20 protein-coding genes are annotated in these 23105 nt (G+C 40.7%); 17 read left to right on the top strand and 3 right to left on the bottom strand.

The features are described 5' to 3' along the window. Positions 1–9: 9 nt before the first annotated feature. Positions 10–972 carry a PhoH family protein gene (locus tag C5749_RS12505; RefSeq protein WP_105726512.1) on the bottom strand — a complete coding sequence of 321 codons (963 nt, stop codon included), beginning with the start codon at positions 970–972 and terminating at the stop codon, positions 10–12. A gap of 273 nt (positions 973–1245) precedes the next feature. Between C5749_RS12505 and C5749_RS12500 the strand changes: the two genes are divergently transcribed. The 16 genes from C5749_RS12500 (at position 1246) to C5749_RS12425 (ending at position 16186) form a co-directional block, all read left to right on the top strand. Next, complete coding sequence (locus tag C5749_RS12500; RefSeq protein ID WP_105726511.1) at positions 1246–2031, top strand: SAM hydrolase/SAM-dependent halogenase family protein; 786 nt, start codon at positions 1246–1248, stop codon at positions 2029–2031. A 48-nt stretch (positions 2032–2079) separates the two neighbouring features. Continuing rightward, positions 2080–2580: a hypothetical protein gene (locus tag C5749_RS12495; RefSeq protein ID WP_146113749.1), complete on the top strand. Its 501-nt coding sequence runs from the start codon at positions 2080–2082 to the stop codon at positions 2578–2580. Positions 2581–2634: 54 nt separating this feature from the next. After that, entirely contained in the window at positions 2635–4476 is a 1842-nt protein-coding gene (locus C5749_RS12490; RefSeq protein WP_105726509.1) for an ABC transporter ATP-binding protein, read from the top strand. Between the two features lie 112 nt (positions 4477–4588). After that, positions 4589–4963: a hypothetical protein gene (locus C5749_RS12485; RefSeq protein WP_105726508.1), complete on the top strand. Its 375-nt coding sequence runs from the start codon at positions 4589–4591 to the stop codon at positions 4961–4963. A 58-nt stretch (positions 4964–5021) separates the two neighbouring features. After that, positions 5022–5681, top strand: coding sequence for a heme exporter protein CcmB (locus C5749_RS12480; protein ID WP_105726506.1), 660 nt, complete (start codon positions 5022–5024; stop codon positions 5679–5681). 51 nt (positions 5682–5732) lie between these two features. Further along, on the top strand, positions 5733–6398 hold the full coding sequence (gene ccsA, locus C5749_RS12475) for a cytochrome c biogenesis protein (protein ID WP_105726504.1): 666 nt from the start codon (positions 5733–5735) through the stop codon (positions 6396–6398). 20 nt (positions 6399–6418) lie between these two features. Continuing rightward, the gene (locus tag C5749_RS12470; protein WP_105727034.1) at positions 6419–6616 is read left to right on the top strand and encodes a CcmD family protein; all 198 of its coding nucleotides are present in this window, start codon (positions 6419–6421) and stop codon (positions 6614–6616) included. A 6-nt stretch (positions 6617–6622) separates the two neighbouring features. After that, on the top strand, positions 6623–7606 hold the full coding sequence (locus C5749_RS12465; protein ID WP_105726502.1) for a DUF6427 family protein: 984 nt from the start codon (positions 6623–6625) through the stop codon (positions 7604–7606). A gap of 149 nt (positions 7607–7755) precedes the next feature. Then, positions 7756–9078 carry a BamG family beta-barrel-assembly machinery protein gene (bamG, locus tag C5749_RS12460; RefSeq protein ID WP_105726500.1) on the top strand — a complete coding sequence of 441 codons (1323 nt, stop codon included), beginning with the start codon at positions 7756–7758 and terminating at the stop codon, positions 9076–9078. A gap of 80 nt (positions 9079–9158) precedes the next feature. Continuing rightward, complete coding sequence (locus C5749_RS12455) at positions 9159–9686, top strand: LptA/OstA family protein (RefSeq protein ID WP_245893763.1); 528 nt, start codon at positions 9159–9161, stop codon at positions 9684–9686. A gap of 248 nt (positions 9687–9934) precedes the next feature. Next, complete coding sequence (locus C5749_RS12450; RefSeq protein ID WP_105726496.1) at positions 9935–12043, top strand: peptidylprolyl isomerase; 2109 nt, start codon at positions 9935–9937, stop codon at positions 12041–12043. A gap of 63 nt (positions 12044–12106) precedes the next feature. Next, a complete protein-coding gene (locus C5749_RS12445) occupies positions 12107–12622 on the top strand; it encodes a DUF2480 family protein (RefSeq protein ID WP_105726494.1) in 516 nt (171 codons plus the stop codon). A gap of 31 nt (positions 12623–12653) precedes the next feature. After that, positions 12654–13442, top strand: coding sequence for a DUF3108 domain-containing protein (locus tag C5749_RS12440; protein WP_105726492.1), 789 nt, complete (start codon positions 12654–12656; stop codon positions 13440–13442). A gap of 5 nt (positions 13443–13447) precedes the next feature. Beyond that, the gene (locus tag C5749_RS12435) at positions 13448–14011 is read left to right on the top strand and encodes a DUF3109 family protein (RefSeq protein ID WP_105726490.1); all 564 of its coding nucleotides are present in this window, start codon (positions 13448–13450) and stop codon (positions 14009–14011) included. A 147-nt stretch (positions 14012–14158) separates the two neighbouring features. Continuing rightward, positions 14159–15130 carry a polyprenyl synthetase family protein gene (locus C5749_RS12430; protein WP_105726488.1) on the top strand — a complete coding sequence of 324 codons (972 nt, stop codon included), beginning with the start codon at positions 14159–14161 and terminating at the stop codon, positions 15128–15130. Between the two features lie 9 nt (positions 15131–15139). Next, positions 15140–16186 (top strand): TerC family protein, encoded by a 1047-nt coding sequence (locus C5749_RS12425; protein WP_105726486.1) that lies wholly within the window; start codon positions 15140–15142, stop codon positions 16184–16186. A gap of 455 nt (positions 16187–16641) precedes the next feature. Here the strand turns inward: C5749_RS12425 and C5749_RS12420 are convergent, their stop codons facing one another. Further along, entirely contained in the window at positions 16642–17919 is a 1278-nt protein-coding gene (locus C5749_RS12420) for a hypothetical protein (protein WP_105726484.1), read from the bottom strand. Positions 17920–18312: 393 nt separating this feature from the next. On the opposite strand from C5749_RS12420, the gene C5749_RS12415 reads away from it, so the two are divergent. Next, complete coding sequence (locus C5749_RS12415; protein ID WP_105727033.1) at positions 18313–19983, top strand: glutamine--tRNA ligase/YqeY domain fusion protein; 1671 nt, start codon at positions 18313–18315, stop codon at positions 19981–19983. Positions 19984–20021: 38 nt separating this feature from the next. On the opposite strand, the gene C5749_RS12410 is transcribed toward C5749_RS12415, so the two are convergent. Continuing rightward, positions 20022–23036 (bottom strand): glycosyltransferase family 117 protein, encoded by a 3015-nt coding sequence (locus C5749_RS12410; protein WP_105726482.1) that lies wholly within the window; start codon positions 23034–23036, stop codon positions 20022–20024. Positions 23037–23105 lie beyond the last annotated feature (69 nt).

Genomic DNA, 23105 nt, shown 5'->3' with positions numbered 1-23105 from the left:
ACTCTTAACTCAAATATCTCCGTAAGCTTCCAAAATACGTCTCACCAGTTTATGGCGAACAACATCTGATCCACTTAAATGGATGATATCGATGCCTTGAATGGCTTCCAAAAGCTTTACAGCCGTCGCCAGTCCTGACTGGGTTTTCTTCGGTAAGTCTATTTGCGTAAGATCACCGGTAACGATAAATTTCGCCGTTGGGCCCATTCGGGTAAGGAACATCTTTAATTGCATATCCGTAGCATTCTGTGCTTCGTCCAAAATAACAAAACAATTGTCCAGCGTTCGTCCTCGCATAAAGGCCAGTGGTGCTACCTCTATTACCCGGCGTTCCAGATAATCTTTCAATTTGTCCGCTGGAATCATATCATCCAACGCGTCATAAAGGGGCCGTAAATAGGGATCCACTTTCTCTTTGAGGTCGCCTGGCAAGAAACCCAGATTTTCCCCAGCTTCAACGGCCGGACGGGTCAGTATGATACGTTTTATTTCCTTATTCCTTAATGCTCGAACCGCCAATGCTACCGCCGTATAGGTTTTACCAGTGCCCGCTGGGCCAATGGCAAACAAAATGTCGTTTTTCCCTATACTCTCCACCATTTTAAGTTGGTTCGGCGTCCGGGCACGAACGATCAAGCCATTAGGTCCATATACAATCGGCTCTCCTTTAAAAACAGTTGGTTCTCCGACTTTCTTTTCGGTCGGCTTCTCGACAGTACCGTTTGCTCCTACTAAGCCCTCCAATACATTCGCGTTCAAAGTCTGAAATTGTTCGATGTGGCGTAATATGTCTTTGAACACCCGTTGAAATCGTTCCTGTTCAGACGTTTCTCCTAATACTTTTAATTCATTACCCCGGGCTACCAGTCGAAGTTTCGGAAAGCCTTTCTTTATCAATTCAAAATGCTCATTTTGGGCACCCCATAACGTCACCAAGTTAACGTCATCTAATGGTATAAGTACTTCGTTCAAATTGTTTGTTTTAATTTTATGTAATAAATATAAATGTTTTCCGGCAATCCGCTGCGTTTCTTCGTCATCTTTCTTGTAAACCGCTAAATTAAACCATTTAGTAAATCAAAAATACGAACTATAATTATCTATTTACGCACAATTATAAAAAATGGAAATTTAGCTATGCAACAATTCATATTGCATTTTCTTTTATTACTTTTGTAGTTCTTTTGCCGAGAGGGCATCACCGTATTTTAACGTTTTTAGTATCTTTACGAGGATACATAGTGTATGGGAGTAATAACGCTTACAACAGATTTGGGGCACCGTGATTTTTATCAGGCGGCATTAAAGGGCAGCATTATATCGCAATTGCCGGATGTTCGCTTGGTTGATATTACGCATGAGATCCCCTCTTTTGATATACAACGCGCTGCCGTTGTACTTCGCAATGCGTTCCGCTACTTTCCCGAAGGCACGGTTCATCTTATCGGAATCGATACGGTATTTCAGGAGGACTCCCATTATGCCATGATGAAATTTGACGATCATTTTTTCGTCGGAGCCGACAATGGCATTTTTAGCATCATCCTTGGAGAAAGCGACCCACAGGAGCTGTATGAAATTGATATTATGCAGGATTTACGTTACTTACACTTTCCTCTTGCTGATATTTTATCGAAAGCAGCCTGCCATATAGCCAAAGGAGAACCATTGTCCGAAATCGGGCAGCCTATCGACAAGCCCCTCAAAAAAGTCTTGGTACAACCATTGGTAGGGCCTAACACAATAAAAGGCCATGTTTCGTATATTGATGCATTCGGAAACGTTATCAGCAATATCAGCAAAGAACTTTTCAACGAAGTACAAAAGGGCCGGAGCTTTAAATTACACTTCAAAAGGAACGAGACTATAAATAAACTGAGTTGGCATTATAATGAGGTACCTGAGGGAGAAAAGCTCTGTTTATTCGGGATTAGTAATTTTCTGGAGATCGCAATCAATAAGGGGCATGCTAGCCGCTTATTAGGATTACAACAGGACGAGGTTGTTATGGTGGAATTTTTAGATAGTTAAATGAAACAGCTTTCGCTACTTCTTATTTTTTACTTCGGCATGCTTCACATGAGCAGGTCCCAAACGGACTTGGACACGGATTCCATCAGCTTCGAACAGCAACGCGAGCGCGTAAACAATCTATTAGAGAAACGCAGCAGGCGTTTCGGAGAGTTTGATAACAGCTTACGACAAAAGACGGGCGTATTTGGTATTTTCAAAAGAAAAAAAGATATGCAGAAGTCTATCGATATCCTTCGAGAGATCGTCTTGTCGGACAATGCTATCTTACTGGAAACAAAGAAACTACTCTACATAAAAGGGAACGAAAGCGACAAAAACGAGAATTTGGCCGCAGCATATGACAAGCAGTTATCAGGCTACATGCACACGGTCATGAAGCTGCAGACGGAAAACGAAAAACTGCGCAACCAAATTGATAATATAGAGGCTAGGCAAAGAAACAGTCACATCATCATCCTCGTACTGACGATTACCGTTTTGGCGCTGTGTGTCGCCTTTTACCTCCGGCTTAAACAGCATAAACACCAAAATTTGACGCAAGAGTGATAAGCTCACATAAATAATACTGTATTTTTGTGGCCTAATAATTCCAGTTAAAGAATGGCGAGATCGCGTTTGAACAGTGGCAATACACAGTCGGAAGACTTACCCAAACCCAAGCTTAGTAAGGATTTACTGAAGAAGGCATTAAAAATTTCCAGCTATTTAAAACCGTATAGAGGTAAATTTATATTGGGCATGTTTTTCCTTATCCTGTCTAGTTTGACCATGCTCACTCTCCCTGCCCTGCTCGGTGCTATGGTTGACGCAGCTCAGGGTCGACAGACCTATCCTTGGTTGCCCGCCAGTGTGTTTAGCATTGGTGCAATTTCGATGGTATTGCTTTTGTTTCTATCTATCGTATCTTTCGGTAGAATTCGACTGTTCGTCGAAATAGCAGAAAAAGCGTTAGCTAGTATTCGTAAAGACAGTTATCATAAGCTCATTACCTTACCAATCGAATTCTTTGCCAATAGACGAGTAGGAGAATTAAACAGCCGCCTTTCTACCGATTTGGCCCAGATTCAAGATACGCTAACAACGACATTGGCAGAAATACTACGACAGGCGATTATTCTGGCTTTTGGGGTCTGTCTTCTGGTATTCGTTTCTCCCAAAATGGCGCTGATGAACCTCTCCATTCTACCGGTTATTATTGTCATCGCCATTATCTTTGGCCGCTTTATACGTAATTTATCTCGCCAGGCACAAGATCAACTGGCAGACTCCAATACCATTGTACAGGAGACATTGTTAGGCATCAGCAATGTCAAGGCATTTGTAAATGAATATTACGAGACCAACCGTTATGCTAACAAACTGGATGCCGTCGTGAAACTGGCTGTTAAAGGAGCAACCTATCGTGGAATGTTCGCCTCCTTTATCATCTCCTGTATTCTTGGCGCGATTGTCGTGGTTATCTGGTACGGTGCCTCACTCGTTTCACAAGGAGATATTTCTGTAGGTGATCTTACAACCTATATTCTATATTCGATGTTTGTAGCCGGTTCGATGGGGAGTTTCCCCGAACTATATGCTAATATACAACGCTCCATTGGTGCCAGTGAACGTGTCCTTGATATTTTGGAAGAAACGCCAGAATTGATAGAAATATCGGAAACCAATAACGATATAGCAACGCCGATGCAAGGTGCACTCACCTTTAAGCATGTAGGATTCAGTTATCCTTCCCGTGCGGACATACCTACTTTAAAAGATATTTCATTCCATGTGGATGCAGGAAAAAAATTAGCACTGGTGGGGCCGAGCGGAACGGGAAAATCAACCATTGCTTCACTTATTTTACAATTTTACACCCCGACTTCTGGAGTCATTGCTTATGATGGTAAGGATAGCGCATCATATTCACTAACAGATATTCGTAATCAAGTTGCACTAGTTCCGCAGGACGTGTTATTGTTTGGAGGCACCATCCGAGAAAATATTGGGTACGGTCGGTTGGACGCAAATGCGGAAGACATTATTGAAGCGGCAAAGCGTGCAAATGCACACGACTTTATTATGGCTTTCCCTCAGGGTTATGATACCCTTGTCGGAGAACGAGGGGTAAAACTATCGGGCGGGCAGCGACAGCGTATTGCAATTGCGCGTGCATTGCTGAAAGACCCCGCGATTCTCATCCTGGATGAAGCAACCTCTTCCTTAGACTCCGAATCGGAAAGATTAGTCCAATTGGCTTTAGAAGAACTGATGCGCAACCGCACATCTGTCATTATCGCACACCGGTTGAGTACGATTAAAGATGCAGATCAAATTGTAGTCATAGAAAATGGTGAAGTATCCGACATCGGAAACCATGTGGAGCTTATGTCAAAAGGTAGCAGCCTCTATCAACATCTGTATTCTTTACAGTCCATCCAGCATATCACAGAAAGAGATTAGCTATTTTTTCATCAAAAAAATAGAAAAACACGCTTTACCAAAACTTTTATTAGTTTCTCTTGTTAACTTAAGAAAAGGGTCGTTAATTTTTAGAAAAGAAAAAAAGAATATTATGGAAAATAAAAATGGACTAATTGCATTTGCGCTTCTAGGTTTAGCTGCCGGTGCAGCAGCGTATTATTTGTTGGCTACAGACGACGGAAAACACCAATTGGAGCGTGCAAACAAAGGCGTAAAAGACCTTACCAAATCTATCAAGGAACTTTCTGAAAAAGAGGCTAAGCGGGCCGCTAAACTAGCGAAGTCTACTAAAGTCGAATTAGATAACTTAAAAGCGAAAGCGAAAGACGCTGGTGTACGCGCCGTGGACGCAGCTGCTGATAAGGCGCACAAACTGGCGGACAAAGCGTCACACGCTGTACACAGCGCGGAAAATCAGGCCGGACAAGTCGTTGAGAAAGCGAAATCAGAATTAGATAAAGCCTAATACTTAATGCGGGGTCAGCGCGGTTTCGAACGTAAGTATTCGTATCTTTGCTGTATAGATGAATATACTCCGACAGGTAAAAACTTTAGTTTATAAAGATATCGTTCTTGAATGGCGTTCAAAGTATGCCATAAATGGTATCTTATTATATGTTGTATCTACAGTATTTGTTTGCTATCAAGCATTTAAATCTGTAGATACACTTGTTTGGAATGCGTTGTTTTGGATCATTATGTTGTTTGCCAGCGTTAATGCTATCAGTCGGAGCTTCACGCAAGAAAGTCAAAACAGGCAACTTTATTACTATACGTTGATCAACCCCCGTGCGATCATATTATCCAAAATAATCTACAACACGCTGGTCATGGTACTCTTGTCGGTAATTGCTTACGCAGCCTATAGCGTAACATTTAGCAACCCGGTTAGCGACCCTCTTTTGTATACAGCGGCAGTTTTTTTGGGGAGTATCAGTTTCGCTTCGGTATTCACCATGGTGTCCGGCATCAGCTCCAAAGCGGGGAACAACAGTACGCTTATGGCGATCTTGAGCTTTCCCGTTATCATTCCGCTGCTCATCGTCTTAATTACCTTATCCCAAAATGCGTTAACAGGGGCTCCAAGATTTGAAAGCAATAATGAAATACTCGTTTTGCTTGCAATTAATGTAATTACGATTACTATTTCTTTGTTGTTATTTCCTTATCTTTGGCGTGATTAATTCTGTGTAACCGAGCTTTAGCAAGCTCATCTTTAGATAATTTTTCGAATCATGAGACAATCTTGGTGGAAGATATTGGGACTGGTAATGGTTGCTGCTAGTATAGTGGTGGGCTTCCTGGGTCCGGTTCCTGCTTTATTCCTCTTACACGAGACCATCCGCAATGTGTATTTTCATGTACCCATGTGGTCTGCTATGTTTGCCCTCTACCTTATTTCCGTTATTTATAGTATACGGTATTTAAGCAGGAGCCGTGTCAACGACGATTTAATGGCTGTCGAAGCTGTTAATACCGGTATTGTCTTCTGTATCATCGGTTTATTAACCGGCATGCAATGGGCCAATATCACTTGGGGAGATTTTTGGCCCAACGATCCGAAAACCAATGGTTCTGCTATCGCCACGCTTATGTATTTGGCTTATCTCGTATTACGAAATGCGCTAGAGGAAGAACAAAAGAGAGCTAAGATATCTGCGATATACAATATTTTTGCATTTCCTATTATGATCGTACTGATGTACATCATGCCTAAAATGACGGATTCACTACATCCAGGAAGTGGGGGGAATGGAACATTTGGTGACCTTGATATGGACAATCAGATGCGTCCTGTGTTTTATACCGCCACTATTGGCTGGATTCTCATAGGGGTTTGGATATGTACATTGCGTTATCGCGTGCGCCTGCTAGAAAATAAAAGAAACCTTATAGATTAATCTCAGACACCATGATCATCATGAAAAAGATCATCACGATTTTATTGTTTTGCATAACAAGTCATTATACTTTTGCCCAAAATCAGATAGAAATGGCCACAGGCCTACGTAGCTCCGGAAAGATATATGTCGTGGTACTCGTGCTATTAACTATCTTCGTCGTTTTAGGCGTATTTTTATTTATGTTGGATAAACGCATAAAGAAACTGGAGAAGTAGTTAGGCATGATCATAAGCCAACATCGAAAATATACACCAGTCAATATTGTTTTAGTATCGGCCATCGGTTTGGTGCTATGTTTAGGAATTTTTTTTGACCTTCCGGAACATATTACACCGGTTCTATTTGAACCTGCCATCAACAATCTCATCGGAATACGTTTAGGCACAGGTCTCGCTCCGGGAGAAAACGTGATAATTACATTAGCCCTTACGCTACTACAGGCTTTTTTCCTAAATAGGACGGTCAATAACTTTAATCTATTGGGTAAACCTAATTTTACCCCGGCATTGATGTATATGACGTTAGTCAGTTTGTTTACCCCGTTTTTAGTGCTTTCCCCTCCCCTGATCTGTAACTTTATTGCGATATGGATGCTTGGCAAACTATTCAATATCTATAAGCAGCATGATATAAAAGGATTGATGTTCGATTTAGGAATGATTGTCGCCGTCGGCAGCCTAATTTATTTCCCTTTTATGGTGATGATAATCCTTTTGTGGATAAGCTTACTGATTTTTCGGCCCTTTAATTGGAGAGAATGGATAACGCCATTATTAGGTTTTTCGACTGTTTACTTCCTCTTAGGTGTTATTTATTATTGGACAGGACGTTTACAGGAATTTATTGCTGTATTCAAACCGCTCGGTTATGCTTTCCCTACCGAGTTATCCTTAAGCATGTACGATTACCTCGTTATCATTCCGATCGTCGTCGCTTTATTGTTTTTTTTGGCGGTACTAAAAGAGCATTTCTTCAAAAGCGTTGTCCATTTACGTAAATCTTTCCAACTCTTATTTTTTATGGTGTTGTTGATTTTAGGGTCTTTTTATCTCAACCAACATATTACCATCAACCATTTTTTACTCTGCGCTCCAGCAATCGCCATCTACCTTTCGTTTTATTTCACCAATTCGAAATCAAAGTGGGTGTACGAGACACTATACCTTGTTATCGCGGCTGCAATTATCTATTTTCAGTTTGTTTAATCGATCGAATTCAGGTTCCAAAACAACAAATCATACATCTCTTACCGACCGCTTACACAAATCACTCGATATCAGTCGATTAACCTTTTTTAACAAATAGAACTAACGGAATAGTTAAAATTTAGATAGTTTTGTAGCAAATTTGGACCATGCACAGAAATTCAATAGGAAGTTTTACCAAAATAGCACTGCACTTGTTGTTAGGATTAGGCTTATTTGGCGCCGATCAGGTACACGCACAAAGATCTACCTCTCATTCTCCTTATTCGCAATTTGGGTTGGGACAAATGCGAAACGATTTGTTGCCACAGACGCGTGCTATGGGTGGTATCTCCACTGGCGTGAGATACCTCACCGGGCTTCCTACGTTAAACATTGCCAATCCTGCTTCCTATTCGGGACTAAATCGTACTGTCTTGGAAGCGGGTATGTATGGTAATTTCACGCAGCTATCAAGAGATAATTTAAGCGACCATACGGCCGATTTTGCTTTCGGACACCTCGCGATCGGAATACCATTACAAAAATATGGTGGATTTTCATTTGGTTTACTCCCCTTTTCGGATATGGGATATTCATCAAAAAATGTAGAGTCCATAGACGACCTCGTTTATGAAAAACAGATATTTGGCGAGGGGGGGATCAATAAAGCTTATTTAGGTTACGGTGTATCGCCCATTAAAGGATTAAGCATCGGCGCAAATGCCGGTTTTCTTTTTGGAAATCTCTATGATATCACACAGGTTAAATTTGTAAGTGACCTTTCCGCCTATCCGGCGGAGCTAAAGGAGACCCGCAACATCAGGGGGCTGGCCGTTGATTATGGGATTCAATACAGTAAGTCCATCAACAAGAAGTACAACTTAACATTGGGTTATACCGGGACTTTAAATAATAAGATCAATGCGAAGCCGAGTAGAATCATTACGATTTCGGAAAACAATTTTGATGATGATTATATTGCGCCCCCATTGGACACTATTAGTACAGGTACTTTCGCTACCCGAAAGATCCAACTTCCGCTAAAGCATAATGTTGGGTTCACGCTATCAAAAGGGTATAATTGGTTGGTAGGTGCTGACTTTAATTACGCAGACTGGTCGAAGTTTGAAGTACTGGATGGACAGAATAAACTGGAAAAAAGCTATGGCTTTGCTGTCGGAGGACAAATCAAACCTGACCCCACTTCCGTACGTTACTGGAATCAGGTAGATTATCGCTTGGGATTCCGTTACAACCAAACACCTGTTATGTATCGAAATCAACGTATTAACGACATGGCTGTGAGTGTAGGTCTTGGCCTACCCCTACCCGAGACAAATTTTGGACGTACATTTTCTCAAATCAATATTTCGGCCGAGTTCGGACAACAAGGTTCGCTTAACCATAATCTAGTACGGGAAAGGTACATCAATATCAATTTTGGTTTCACCATTAACGATTCCTGGTTTATTCGTCGAAGTTTAGATTAACCATGCGCTTTCGTCCTATCCATAATAGTTACAAAAAACTGTCCTTAACGATAAGTATGTTGTTTGGGACAATTGTATTTATGGCTTGTGAAAATGATCTGCGCGACGTAGAGAAAATTGCGAATATTCAACAAGAGGAGAATGTAAACGTTTCTAAAGACGTAACGGTCGTATACAGTGATTCGGCGAAGGTAAAAGCAGAACTAACAGCTCCTGAGCTGCGGGAATATCCAGACAGTATTGCTATGTATGAATTTCAAAAGGGGGTGTTAATACGCTTTTTCGACGAACATGGTAGCGAATCTCAACGTATACGTTCGGAGTATGCGATTCAAAAAATAAACGAAGGACTAACCGAATTTAGGAAAAATGTGGTGGTTAATATGGTCGACGGCTCTGTAATCAAAACAGAAGAGCTTTATTTTGACGAGAAAAAGAACATTTATTATAACACCGTTCCGATTACCTTTGATTTCAAAGATCAACGCGGAAGCTTGCAGGCAACCTCTTTCATTTCAGACACCGATTTTAAAAAAATTGACGGGCAAAACATGACCGGTTTCTATATTCCTTCGGGCGATCAGCAACTTCCTTCTTTTGGCAACTAAGATGTAGCACAATTTTTTATATTTTCCTCTATAAAATAGTCCTTAATGGCTGAGGAGAGCGAAATAAACCACGCAGTGCTCATGAATGCCTTTGAGAGTATACACTCATGAATAATTCATTTTATATTATGCGCAATTAACCTACATATAAAAAGAATTTATTTAAGTTTATTTCATAAAAGTTGTATCTTGCGCCTTGTTTTTAATAAAGGTCAATTAAGTAACTGAATAAACAGAGTATACAGACTATGGGATTAATGAGCTATTTGCGGAACCGAGCAGGACTGGTAGTAACGGTCATTGGTTTAGCAATTATTGCGTTTTTATTGGGAGATATCATCAGCTATGGAACTCCTTTTTGGATGAAGAATCAAAATCAAGTTGGTAGTGTAAATGGTGAATCGATCGACTACCAGCTATTTAACGCACAGGTTGATCAAACGACAGCGATGTATCAACAGCAAATGGGGGGAACGGCATCTCCACAGATGCGTAACTACGCGGTGCAACAAGTTTGGAATCAATTTATCTCGCAAGAGCTTTTAAAACAGGAGATCGAAAAAATAGGTCTTTCAGTTGGAAAAGATGAGTTAAATGGCTTGGTGTCTGGCAACAATCCTTCTCCACAAATTGTTCAGGCATTTACCAACCCCGAAACAGGTGTCTTCGATAAAACCCAGTTGAACACGTTCCTTTCACAAATCAACAGCCAGGGAACGCCAGAAATGCGTCAGCAATGGGAAATGCTGCTAGAAAATATTCGTAACGAGCGTTTGAATGAAAAATATTCGAATCTATTAACCAAGAGTGTATATGTTACTTCGTTGGAAGCTCAAGATGAATATAATCAACGCAACAAATTAGCAAATTTTAAATATTTGATGCTTGACTATTCTTCAGTGAAAGATTCTGAAATCAAATTAACAGACGCAGATTACAAAACGTATTACGATGCGCATAAAAACGCATTCAATAATGAAGAAGAAACCAGGACGATAGAATACGTATTGTTTGATGCCAGGCCTACTGCCAATGATACAGCGGCGACCAAATCGGTTATTGAGCAATTAAAATCGGAGCTAGTAAACGTTACCACAGACTCGTTATTTGCTTCAGTCAACTCTGACACCAAATATCCATATACTTATCTACGCAAAGGACAGGTGAGCCCAGCGCTGGATTCTGTGCTTTTCAATACCCCGGTTGGGACTACGGTAGGACCTTTCCTATCAAACGACAGATTTGAAATTGCTAAAGTTGTGGATGCGAAATTCAGTCCAGACTCGGTAAAAGCGTCGCATATTCTATTGAACACGACAGCAGAAGGCGGTATTGATAAAGCACAAGCGAAAGCAGATTCTATCAAAAGATTGGTTCAGCAAGGAGAAAGCTTCTCCGCTCTTGCTATACAATTCAGTTTGGATGAAGGCAGTAAAATAAATGGAGGAGATCTAGGCACCTTCCCGCGGGGACAGATGGTACCAGAATTTGATGAAGCGGTGTTTTCGGGTAAGACGGGTGATGTCGTCGTCGTTAACAGCAGGTTTGGAACACACATCATCCGAATCGAAAAACAAATTGGTAATTCGAAAATTGTCAAAGCGGCTATTGTAGATAAGGTGATTAACAGTGGGAAAGCTACTACTGATGCAGCCTATGCGAAAGCAAACAGTTTCTTTGGCGAAACAAATAATAACGACTTTGCAGAGATAGCCACTAAACAGGGCGCTACAGTCCATAAAGCAGAGCGCGTCGTACCAATGGACAATACATTCAACGGTGTTGAAGTGCCTAGAGATCTTGTACGTTGGAGTTTCGAAGCGAAAAAAGGAGAAGTTTCAGAACGTATATTCGATACAGAAGATCATTTTGTTATTGCCCGTGTAGTTGATGTACAGCCTAAAGGTACCCTTTCGTTAGCGGCAGTAAAACCACAAATCGAGGCACGCGTACGCAATGAGGTAAAAGCAAGAATGCTTACGGAAAAGCTAAACAATGCATTGAATGGTACCTCCTCCATTGATCAAGTGGCACAAAAGCTGGAAAAAGCGGCAGTGGATATAGAGAATATCGTTATGGCTAACCCCGTTCTGCCTGGAATTGCGATGGAGCCTGCTGTGGTAGGAACGGCTTTTGGTCTACAACCGAACAAATTGTCTAAAGCGATAAAGGGTGAACAGGGAGTTTACGCGGTACAGGTGACGGGTTTTGTTAATCCGGCTGAACTTGTAGCCAGTGATATGAACAACCAAAAACAGCAAATGCAGACGGCAAAAGGGCAACGTTCTTGGAGTGCAATTTATCAAGCCCTCCAACACAAAGCCGATATTTCTGACAATCGCATTAGATTCTATTAGGATATAATAGTTAACTTTATAGCCGGACAAAAACATGTCCGGCTTTTTTTGTTTTGATAGTATATGGACATTCAGGAAAATATCGTTAATAAAGTTGCCCAAAGCGGTCTAATTACCATTGATTTGGCGCATTATGCACCAAAAGAAGAAGTTGTCGTATATGATATTAAGGACAATCTATTTCACGGACTTATATTAAAAGAGAAAGATTTTCGTACGTTTATTAAGGAACACGATTGGACCCAATACCAGCATAAGCATGTCGGTATTATCTGCTCAACAGACGCTATCGTTCCTACCTGGGCGTATATGCTCCTCGCCAATAAGCTTGAGCCCTATGCGCTTTCGGTACATTTTGGAAATAAAGAGACCGTACTGGATAATCTGTTCGGCCAAGCCTTAGACCAAGTCGACTTCAGCACCTATCAGGATGAGCGCGTGGTAGTAAAAGGATGTGGCGATATCTATGTGCCTGAATCTGCTTTTATTAAATTCACCATAGGTTTAAGTAAGGTTGTCAAGAGCATGATGTATGGAGAACCCTGTTCCACGGTACCTGTCTATAAGCGTAAAAGTTAAACTATTGACGACGATTTTTGTCCATTATTATATGAAAAAGATTTATACGCTTATCGCGTTTTTCATCTGTAGCGCAAGCTTGGCTATCGGACAGACCTTACCATATCTTCCACAACCTACGTATCAAGCCGGGGAGAAATTGACTTACAAGTTAAAGTACGGCATTTTATCCGTGGCTACCGGCACGTTAAAGGTGGAAAAATCAAAGTTACGCTTCAGCAATCCTAACGCCTTCCATCTATCGGCTTTCGGTCAGACCTCCGGAATATTCGCGGTTTATAAAGTACGAAATAAGTACGATTCCTATATTGACGGCGATACCTACCTTCCATATCTCTATATAGAAGATATACATGAAGGAAGTTATACACGCGAGGAATATGCCACTTTTGACCATCGGAGTAAAAAAGTTTCGGGTAAGAAGGGTACGTTCACCAGTCCAACATCACAATTTTTTGATTTATTATCAGCCTATTACTTTTCTCGTAACCTAGATCTTTCGTCTCTTAAAAAAGGTGATTCCTTTAAAATCACCTATTTCCTGAACGACGAGGTCGCTCAATTAGGGGTTAAATATATTGGTATCGAAAAAATTAAAACGTCGCTGGGAGAGCTGGAGTGTATTAAATTCAGCCCGGAGATTACGCCCGGCCGTATCTTCAGAAAAGATAGCCAGCTTTTCCTATGGGTCACCAACGATGGCAACCGTATTCCCGTAAAGGCACAGGTAGAGATTTTGGTAGGCAGCGTAACGATGGAGTTAATTAGTGCAAAAGGATTAAAACACACGCTAGGAAAACGCGTTAGTTATTCAAAATAAACAACATGATTGAAGTAGGCAACGTATTGGTTCATGAAGATATCATCAAGAATGACTTCGTTTGTAATTTAAATAAATGTAAGGGCATCTGCTGTGTAGAGGGCGACTCGGGAGCACCTCTAAATGAAAAAGAAACGGAGATTCTTCGAGATATTTATCCACATGTCAAACCCTATATGACCGAAAAGGGTATCCAAGCTATCGAAGAACAGGGGACACACGTCATTGATGCAGATGGTGACCTAACCACTACTTGTGTGGATGGCAATAAAGAATGTGCTTACGTAACCTGGGATAACGGTATTACGAAATGTGCAATTGAAACCGCCTACGAACAAGGTAAAATTACGTGGAAAAAACCTATTTCCTGCCACCTCTATCCTATCCGCACAACACGTTATCCGGCATTTGACGTGCTACATTACGACCGTTGGCATATCTGTAGTGATGCATGCACATTTGGTAAGGAGCTAGGCATCCCTGTATACAAGTTCGTCAAAGAACCACTCATCCGTGAATATGGTGAAGAATGGTATAACGAATTAGAATTAGCTATCGACGCTTTATAGCGTATATTATTTACTTTTCCTTTTTTATCCGCCAAATCGTATATCCACATTATTTTCTTTCGTATTTGTATCTGCGCTACATGGATATTTCTTATATTTATTGCAATTTTAACTGCTTTAAAAGCCATGGTTATATAACCATTTTTCATGCTGAAATTAAAAGATATACAAAACCCGATAGCACAAGAGCTAAAAGAATTTGAAAGCCGATTTAAAGAATCGATGCACAGCTCTGTACCTTTGTTAAATCGCATCACACAATATATCTTAAAACAGAAAGGGAAACAAATGCGTCCGATGTTTGTTTTTCTCTCGGCTGGATTATGCGGGAACATCAACGATTCTAGCTATCGGGCAGCCTCATTGGTTGAATTACTGCATACGGCGTCCTTAATTCACGACGATGTGGTGGACAATGCAAATGAACGCCGGGGCTTTTTTTCCGTAAATGCTTTGTGGAAGAATAAAATAGCCGTACTGTTAGGCGACTTTCTACTTTCAAAAGGCATGTCTCTCTCTGTTAAGCACAATGAACTCAACCTACTAAAAGTCATGTCCAACGCTGTAGAAGAGATGAGCGAGGGTGAGTTGTTGCAAATAGAAAAAGCACGCAAGCTCGATATTGAGGAAGAAGTATATTTTGAAGTTATCCGTAAAAAAACGGCATCCCTTATTGCCGCTTGTTGCGCCTGTGGCGCTTCTTCTGCTAAAGCCTCACAGGAGACGGTTGACCGCTTACACCTATTTGGAGAAAAAGTAGGCATAGCCTTTCAAATAAAAGATGATCTTTTTGACTTCGGTTTAGACGATATTGGAAAACCTGTAGGGAATGATATCAAAGAGAAAAAGATGACGTTACCACTCATCTACGCGCTCAAAAACACCGATCGTGCAGAGAAGAGGCGTATCATCAATCTCGTAAAAAACCATAGTGAAAACAAAGATAAGGTCGCCGAAGTTATTACCTTTGTCCGGCGTAGCGGAGGTTTGGACTATGCAAAAGAGAAAATGTTACAATATCAACAAGAGGCCTTCGATATATTAACCGCATTTCCTAACAATACGTATAAGGATGCGCTAGAACAATTAGTTAGATTTACAACAGAAAGAAATAAATAGAATCACATTATGAGCCACGAACTGTTATTTTTTGGAGGGTTTATTATATTCATCGTCCTTATGCTCGCCATCGACTTGGGATTATTCTCCAAGAGTGACAAGCCAGTGTCATTCAAAGCCGCTGCTATCATGAGTGCAATCTGGGTTTTCTTTGCGCTGGCATTTGGTTTGGTATTGTATGTCTGGGGAAACGAGCTCCACAATGTTCATGATATTGCAACGCTTAAAGAAATCATTGCAAAGCATTATCATAACATCCGCATTAATGAGAACGATTTAGCAGCAAGTATTCAGTTGTATAACAAGACATTAACTATCGAATACCTCACGGGTTATGTCGTGGAATATGCCTTATCAGTAGATAACATCTTTGTTATGGTGCTTCTCTTTTCTTCCTTTGGCATTCCAGAGAAATACTACCATAAAGTGTTGGTATGGGGAATTATTGGCGCTATCGTTCTTCGTTGTATATTCATCTTCGTTGGAGCAGCATTGATTGCAAAATTCGGATGGATACTCTATGTCTTCGGGGCCTTCTTGGTGTATACAGGGATCACCATGTACATCAATCGCAACAAAGAGGAGGAAGTTGACCCCCAAAACCATCCCGTGGTAAGGTTTGCATCCAAATATTTTAAGGTTACACCTCGGTTGGACGGTGGCCGTTTCTTTCTTGTAGAAAACGGTGTGAGGTATGTTACCCCCTTGTTTTTGGTATTATTAGTTATCGAATTTACCGACTTGATTTTTGCCGTAGACTCTATTCCGGCTATCTTTTCGGTGACGAAGGATCCTTATATCGTATTCTTTTCCAATATCTTCGCCATTTTGGGATTACGCTCTATGTTCTTTCTTTTGGTGAATATTATCGACAAGTTCCATTACCTGAAAGTCGGTTTGGCATTTCTATTGATTTTCATCGGAGCAAAAATGCTGTTGCATAGTTGGTTGGAAGAATTCGGTTTCCAAACGGTTCACTCCTTGATTATTATTATATCCATTCTGGCGATTAGTATCGTGGCGTCGTTGATGTTTCCGAAAAAAGAAGAGATTTAATTCTTTTCTTTTTTCCTTGATGAAAAAAAGAAACAAAAAGTCAAGACTTGCATCGTTCCGCTACCTTTACTAGTCTATTCCTAAATATTCTTTAATTTCTTTTTCCTTGACGAAAAAGAAACAAAAAGTCAAGACTTGCATTGTTCCGCTACCTTTACTAGTCTATTCCTAAACAGAATGGAACTCGCTAGCGCTCAGACAACATGCTGTTTTAACTGAATATTCTGCGTAAAGCTGGCCGCGGAACAATGCTAGGTCGTTTATTTCCGCATCACCGCAATCAAATATCGATCGCGTTTTTATACGCGTTTGCAGTATCCCCTCTTTAACTCCCCATGTCGCATCCGGAGATTTGACAACTGCACAAATTCATCCTTAGTACTATCCCGTCCTGTCAAATCTCCGAAGCGACGATTTTTTTGTGTACTTTTTTGAGGTAAAAAAGTACACAAAGATCAATTGATAAAATCTCCTTGTTGAGTGACCGCTTTAACGTAAGGGTTAGCATATCGATCCATAATAACAGCAAATTGATAGCGGCTGACAAAGGCTTCTTCGTCGAAACTACCTTCAAATTTAAGCTTTGACGACCACTCTTTTGCTATCTGCTGATCCATTGCATCCCCACGTAGTCCTACAAATTTGATTAGGGACAGGAAATCTTTCCATTGGAAATAATCACCTTGATTATCCAAAAACCATAATTGACTTCGGGAATACAATCTGTCAAAAATAGGTTCTACTTCATCAAAACTCACGCGCTCATCTTTTTGAAAACGAAAACCCTCACCTTGATGTAGATGTGGCAACACACTCGCTAACCCAAAGCGTTGTAATGCGTAAAAGTGTACATCACTAATGGCAACATCTTGATAAGGTAAAATGCGGGCGCTATAGGTCATTAATTCTGTTTGCAATTTTCGCACATCCACCTTATCAGCAGAAGTTTTGAAAAATGCTAAATAAGCTGCCGTTGCACCGACAGCTTGTCCTACCGCAGCCCGAAAAGGACTTAGCGCTATATTTTCATTTAGCAACTCCGCTACCCCTCGAAAGTTAAAAAAGCCATCCTTTTCTCCCTCCAAAATATTTGCCAGTTGCGCTCCGTATAGCGTATCACCAATTTGGCCCGCGGTCACTAATGTACGCACTTGTGCCAAAGACAATGCATGAAGCGGCTGCATCGGTTCGATATCGTCATTCCACGTTATATCCGCTAGTCCCGATAGCTTTTGGTTTTGGGATGCGTCTACCACACATCTTACAACATATTTATGTTTACTGGACAATTGGACTTCCCAATCTCGCTTTCTTCGTTTAATAGATAACACATCTTCTCCTCTCAATACCGTTAATTGCGGTAGCTTTCGCAACACCTTTTCTACAGCATTCTGAAATAGCCGGGGGTTCATCTCCCGTTTGACAACCTTCGCCAATGAATCATCTGGAGACTTTGCAAGCGCCATTTCCATCAATAGTTCCATCCAAATCCCACCATCTATGTGCGGCATGGTTTCTATTTGTACTTCCTCCGTGGAAAACTCAGGCAGCAGTTGTTCATCTTCCATTAGCCATATCGTTGGAACACTCGATTTAGCGCTCTGTACAGCCACAGAGAATGCTAAAAGATCCGATCCGTATACAATAACTTGGGGTTTCTTTGCTTTTTGTCCGAAACAAGGTTGTAAAATAATAATCAGTAAAAGAAAACTATTGCTTATGAGATGTTTCATATTCGAAAATACAGAATTTTTGTCTTTCTTTTTTTCTTGACAAAAAAAGAAACAAAAAAGTCAAGGCTTAATATGGTTTTGCTATTTTCCTTTGTTTATTCCTAAACAAAATAAAACTCGCTTCGCTCAAACATTATTTTGTTTTGAACGGAATAACCTTCAGAAAAATAACCGCAAAACAATATAAGGCCGTTTTAATCCGCGTAAAAGCTGCTTGTTATTGTTCGCGTTTATCTACGCATTATGCACGGTCCGCCCTTAACGTCTGATGTCGCCTTGGAATTTTGCATCTGTACAAATTTGCCTTTTGCACTGCCCATTATGCAAAGATTCCCAGCGACGAGTTTTTTTTGGTTACTTTTTTTTGAGGTAAAAAAAAGTAACTTTGTAGTTATGTTAAACGAAGAAAAACCACTCAATTTCATTGAGGAGATTATCGAAGAAGATCTACGCAAAGGCAAACATGACGGACGTGTTTTGACACGTTTTCCGCCTGAGCCTAATGGTTATCTCCATATCGGTCATGCAAAGTCCATTTGTCTAAATTTTGGACTTGCTCAAAAGTATAATGGAAAAACCAACCTGCGGTTCGATGACACTAACCCCGTAACAGAAGATACGGAATATGTGGACAGCATCAAACAGGATATTCAGTGGTTAGGTTTTCAATGGGCTGAAGAATTATATACTTCCGACTACTTCGAGACATTATATACATACGCTATCGATTTAATACAAAAAGGACTAGCTTACGTAGACGATAGCACATCCGAACAAATTGCGGCTTCGAAAGGTACGCCTACAGAACCTGGGGTACCGACTCCATATCGTAATCGTAGCATCGAGGAAAACCTAAAGCTTTTCCAAGAGATGCGTGAGGGGAAATATAAAGACGGTGAAAAGGTTCTCCGCGCAAAAATAGATTTGGCAAGTCCAAATATGCATTTACGTGATCCGTTGTTGTATCGTATAAAACATGCGAGTCATCACCGTACCGGCGACAAATGGTGTATTTATCCTATGTACGATTTTGCTCATGGTCAATCAGATTCCATTGAGAAAGTTACGCACTCTATTTGTACATTGGAGTTTATTCCGCATCGCCCGTTATATGATTGGCTGATTGAAAAACTAGAAATTTTTCCGTCCAAACAATATGAATTTGCCCGTTTAAACATGACCTATACCGTGATGAGTAAACGCAAATTATTGCAATTGGTCAAAGAAAAATATGTAGAAAGTTGGGATGATCCCCGTATGCCTACTATTTCGGGTTTAAGACGCCGTGGTTATACACCTGGTTCGATCCGTAATTTCGCTGAACGAATCGGCGTACAAAAACGGGAAAATATGATTGATGTTGGCTTATTGGAGTTCTGCATCCGGGAAGATCTTAATGCTACCGCATGGCGACGGATGGCGGTACTGAATCCGATAAAGCTCGTTATTACCAATTATCCAGATGGACAAACCGAGGAATTAATCGGGGAAAACAACCCGGAAGTCGAAGGTGGCGAAGGCTCTCGTGTACTTCCGTTTTCCAAGGAACTTTGGATAGAACGGGATGATTTCATGGAAGAACCTCCGAAGAAATTTTTCCGCCTTGGCCCTGGCCTTTCTGTACGTTTAAAGCATGCATACATTGTACAATGCCATGATTTTGTGAAAGACGAAGATGGTAATGTCTCAGAAATACATTGTACTTACGTTCCTAACTCAAAATCAGGCGAGGATACATCGGGACTGAAAGTAAAAGGAACAATTCACTGGGTATCAGTAGCGCATGCCCAAGAAGCAGAGGTTAGGCTTTATGATCGTTTGTTTAACGAAGAAAACCCCGCTGCCGCAGAAGATTTCAAAGCGTCTATCAATCCCAATAGCCTGCAAATCATTAACAAGGCTTATATCGAACCTGATTTAGCAACAGCGGAAGCAGGTAAAGGGTATCAGTTTATCAGATTAGGCTATTTTACCTTGGATAGTAAATCTACAGCAGCACATTTGGTATTTAACCGTACAGTTACGTTAAAAGATAGCTGGGCCAAAGAGGTAAAGAAGGGATAACAAGCAAAACAGCTAGGAGACAAATTTTCATCTCCTAGCTATTTGCTTATATACTTTTCTCTATAGTAAGTGAACGCCTCATTCACCTGGGTGTATAGTTCTCTTTCATTTGTATCTTCCAAAATAATATTATACATCTCTAGAGCGGCCAGAGAAAATCTTATCTTACGCACATCTAAAGCATCGGGCTTATCCCGAGCGAGGGATTCCGCATAATCTAAATAATCACTAACGAACCCTACATTGCGCTTCACTACCTGATTAGCCAGGTCAATTTCCCCTGTTTTATATAAAGTATCTACAATATCCGTGTAGGTAAGCGCCTCATTTAAGCTATATTTCCGTTTTGGTAAAATATCGACAGCTTTAACGGCAACAGCTTTCGCTCGTTCCATGTCACCTTGCTGTTTCAATAATTGCGTCGTTTGCGCATAAACATCCGGATAGATAAAGTTCTCCATCATACGACGGGAATCTGTATCCACGAAGTTCAGCAAACCATATTTCCCCCACCTAAAATTTTGGGTTGCGTGCTCATATAACTTTTCCACATTCGCCATCATTTGCCCTTCTTGCCGATCGGGGAGCTCTACCGGCATCAGTTTACGAACGATACCTTCATCTACAATGTACTTATCCAGCCCTGCCATGAGATTTGTAGGCGTGTAATTCGTAAAGTAAATAGGTCTCTCCCAGTTATTCGTCAAAACAATCGACAACAAACTCAATTCCGCTCGTGAAACGTGATTCTGAGGATAATCCCATTTCATCTTGTCAACAACATAATCAGACCAGTTCGACGGAACGACATGATGCTTTATTACCGCCTGTTTATCGACCGCCATTTCTATCTTTTTCGCCGGCAAATAGCTTAACATCCTTCCTTTTTGGACTGAAACTTGATTTGTAGGGTTATCGGACAATAAGAACGCTAACAAGGAATCGAGGTGAACGTAATTTTCTATTCCCCTATCCACAAAAGGCATGTAATCTCGAACACCTTCCGCTAGCTTAGCTGTATCAAAATTTAGTTTAACTGGAGCAGCGTCATTCACCTGGTTAGACAATTGCCTTACATACCAATGTGACTGCAGATAACTTAAATTGACAATGCGTACGTCGGTACGGATTCCCTCTACTTCTTGTAAATACCATAGTGGAAAAGTGTCGTTGTCGGCGTAAGTAAACAAAATGGCATTGGGTTCGCAAGATGTGAGATAATTGTAGGCCATATCGCGTGCTAATGATCTACCAGACCGGTCGTGGTCATCCCAGTTTTCTGAAATCAAAAGGACAGGCGCTGCTAATAAACACACCAGACCCGACGTAATTGTCGAAATCTTTAAACTAAACTTCCTACTCAGAAAGTCCATAAGCCCCAACACTCCTAAGCCTATCCAAATCGAAAAGGCATAGAATGATCCAGCGTATGCATAATCGCGTTCGCGAGGTTGAACAGGCGTCTGGTTAAGATAAATAACAATAGCTGCACCCGTAAAAAAGAAAAGCAATGCGACTATAGAAGCAAATCGCTTATCTTTTCGGAAGTGCCATATTAAACCAACCACACCTATTAACAGGGGAAGAAGATAATACACATTTCGACTAGGATTGGCATACATTGATTCCGGGAGATCCGTTTGACCACCGACAAACCGATTGTCTATTGACTTCAATCCTGAAATCCAATTGCCCTCACTATATCCACCATAATTCTGCTCATCATTTTGCCGGCCGGCAAAATTCCAAAAGAAATAACGAGTATACATGTTTCCTAATTGATATCTAATGAAAAAATTTAGATTATCGGAGAACGTAGGTCTTTCGTTTGTCGCCAACCCGAGGTAGCTTCTATAATAGTCCGCATGCTTCTCACTGTAAAGACGCGGGAAGAGCATTTCATTATCATAAGTATATTGGGAAACACCATCGATTTTTTCATATTTTTTCGTTCCTCTTTTATAGGTTTCCGTCGGTGTTACCTCCGTTACTTGTGCATCAAAAGTCTGTCCCTTTAATAAGGGCTCCTTACCATATTGTTCGCGATTGAGATAACCCAGAAAAGCGTAGATATTATCAGGTGAGTTGTTATTCAAAGCAGGGTCAGCATGTGCACGGATAGCAATCATCGCATAGGATAAATAGCCAAAACAAATAAAACTCAAACTCAATAAACTGACATTTAAAATCGGTTTGTTTAGCTTTACACTGTACCGAATACCCCATATTATACCACCAACAAGAAGCAAGAAGAAAAAAACAATTCCAGAGCCAAATCCCAGCCCGAGTTGATTCACAAAAAAGACATCAAAGGCAGCAGCCATACGTATAGAATACTGAATAACGCCCCAAAGTATCAACGCCAGTACCATGACACCTATCGCTAATGATTTTACGGTCCCGTTCCAAGTGATATGCTTATTTTTCTTAAAATAAACCACCAAGGCTATCGCCGGAATAGTCAATAAATTTAGCAAATGCACACCGATAGATAACCCCATAATATAGGCTATCAAAATCAGCCAGCGGTTAGCATCAGGTTCTGCTGATCTTCTCTCCCATTTCAAAATCAACCAAAAGACGACAGCGGTGCATAACGAAGACATGGCATACACTTCCGACTCGACAGCAGAATACCAAAATGTATCCGTAAAGCCATAAGCCAAAGCACCTATTACGCCCGCCAGCATCATTTGAATTATTGTCCAAGTTGATGGCGTTTCTCTCCTTCCAATGAATATCTTTCTTGTAAGCGCTGTAATTGTCCAAAAGAGGAATAAAATCGTGAGCCCACTGCATACTGCAGAACCTATATTCATCCAGTACGCAACCTTTGACACGTCCCCTAAAGCAAAATTTGAAAATATATTTTGTATTATTAAAAACAGGGGTGCCCCCGGCTGATGAACGATTTGGAGTTTATAAGCAGAAGCAATAAATTCCCCCGTATCCCACCAACTGGTAAAGCGATCCGTAGTTATAATATAGACAGTCGTTGTGAGGATAGCACACAGCCATCCGGTTAGATTATTAATTTTATCGTAGCTTTTCATTAAAATAATTTTTCTTTTAATGGTAATGAAGCTATGTTAGCCCATTAAAACTACGTATATCTGTTATCA

Source organism: Sphingobacterium gobiense (genome assembly GCF_002980575.1).
GTDB lineage: Bacteria > Bacteroidota > Bacteroidia > Sphingobacteriales > Sphingobacteriaceae > Sphingobacterium > Sphingobacterium gobiense.
Note: the sequence above shows the minus strand (reverse complement) of the source record. Positions and strands in the feature narration are given on the sequence as shown.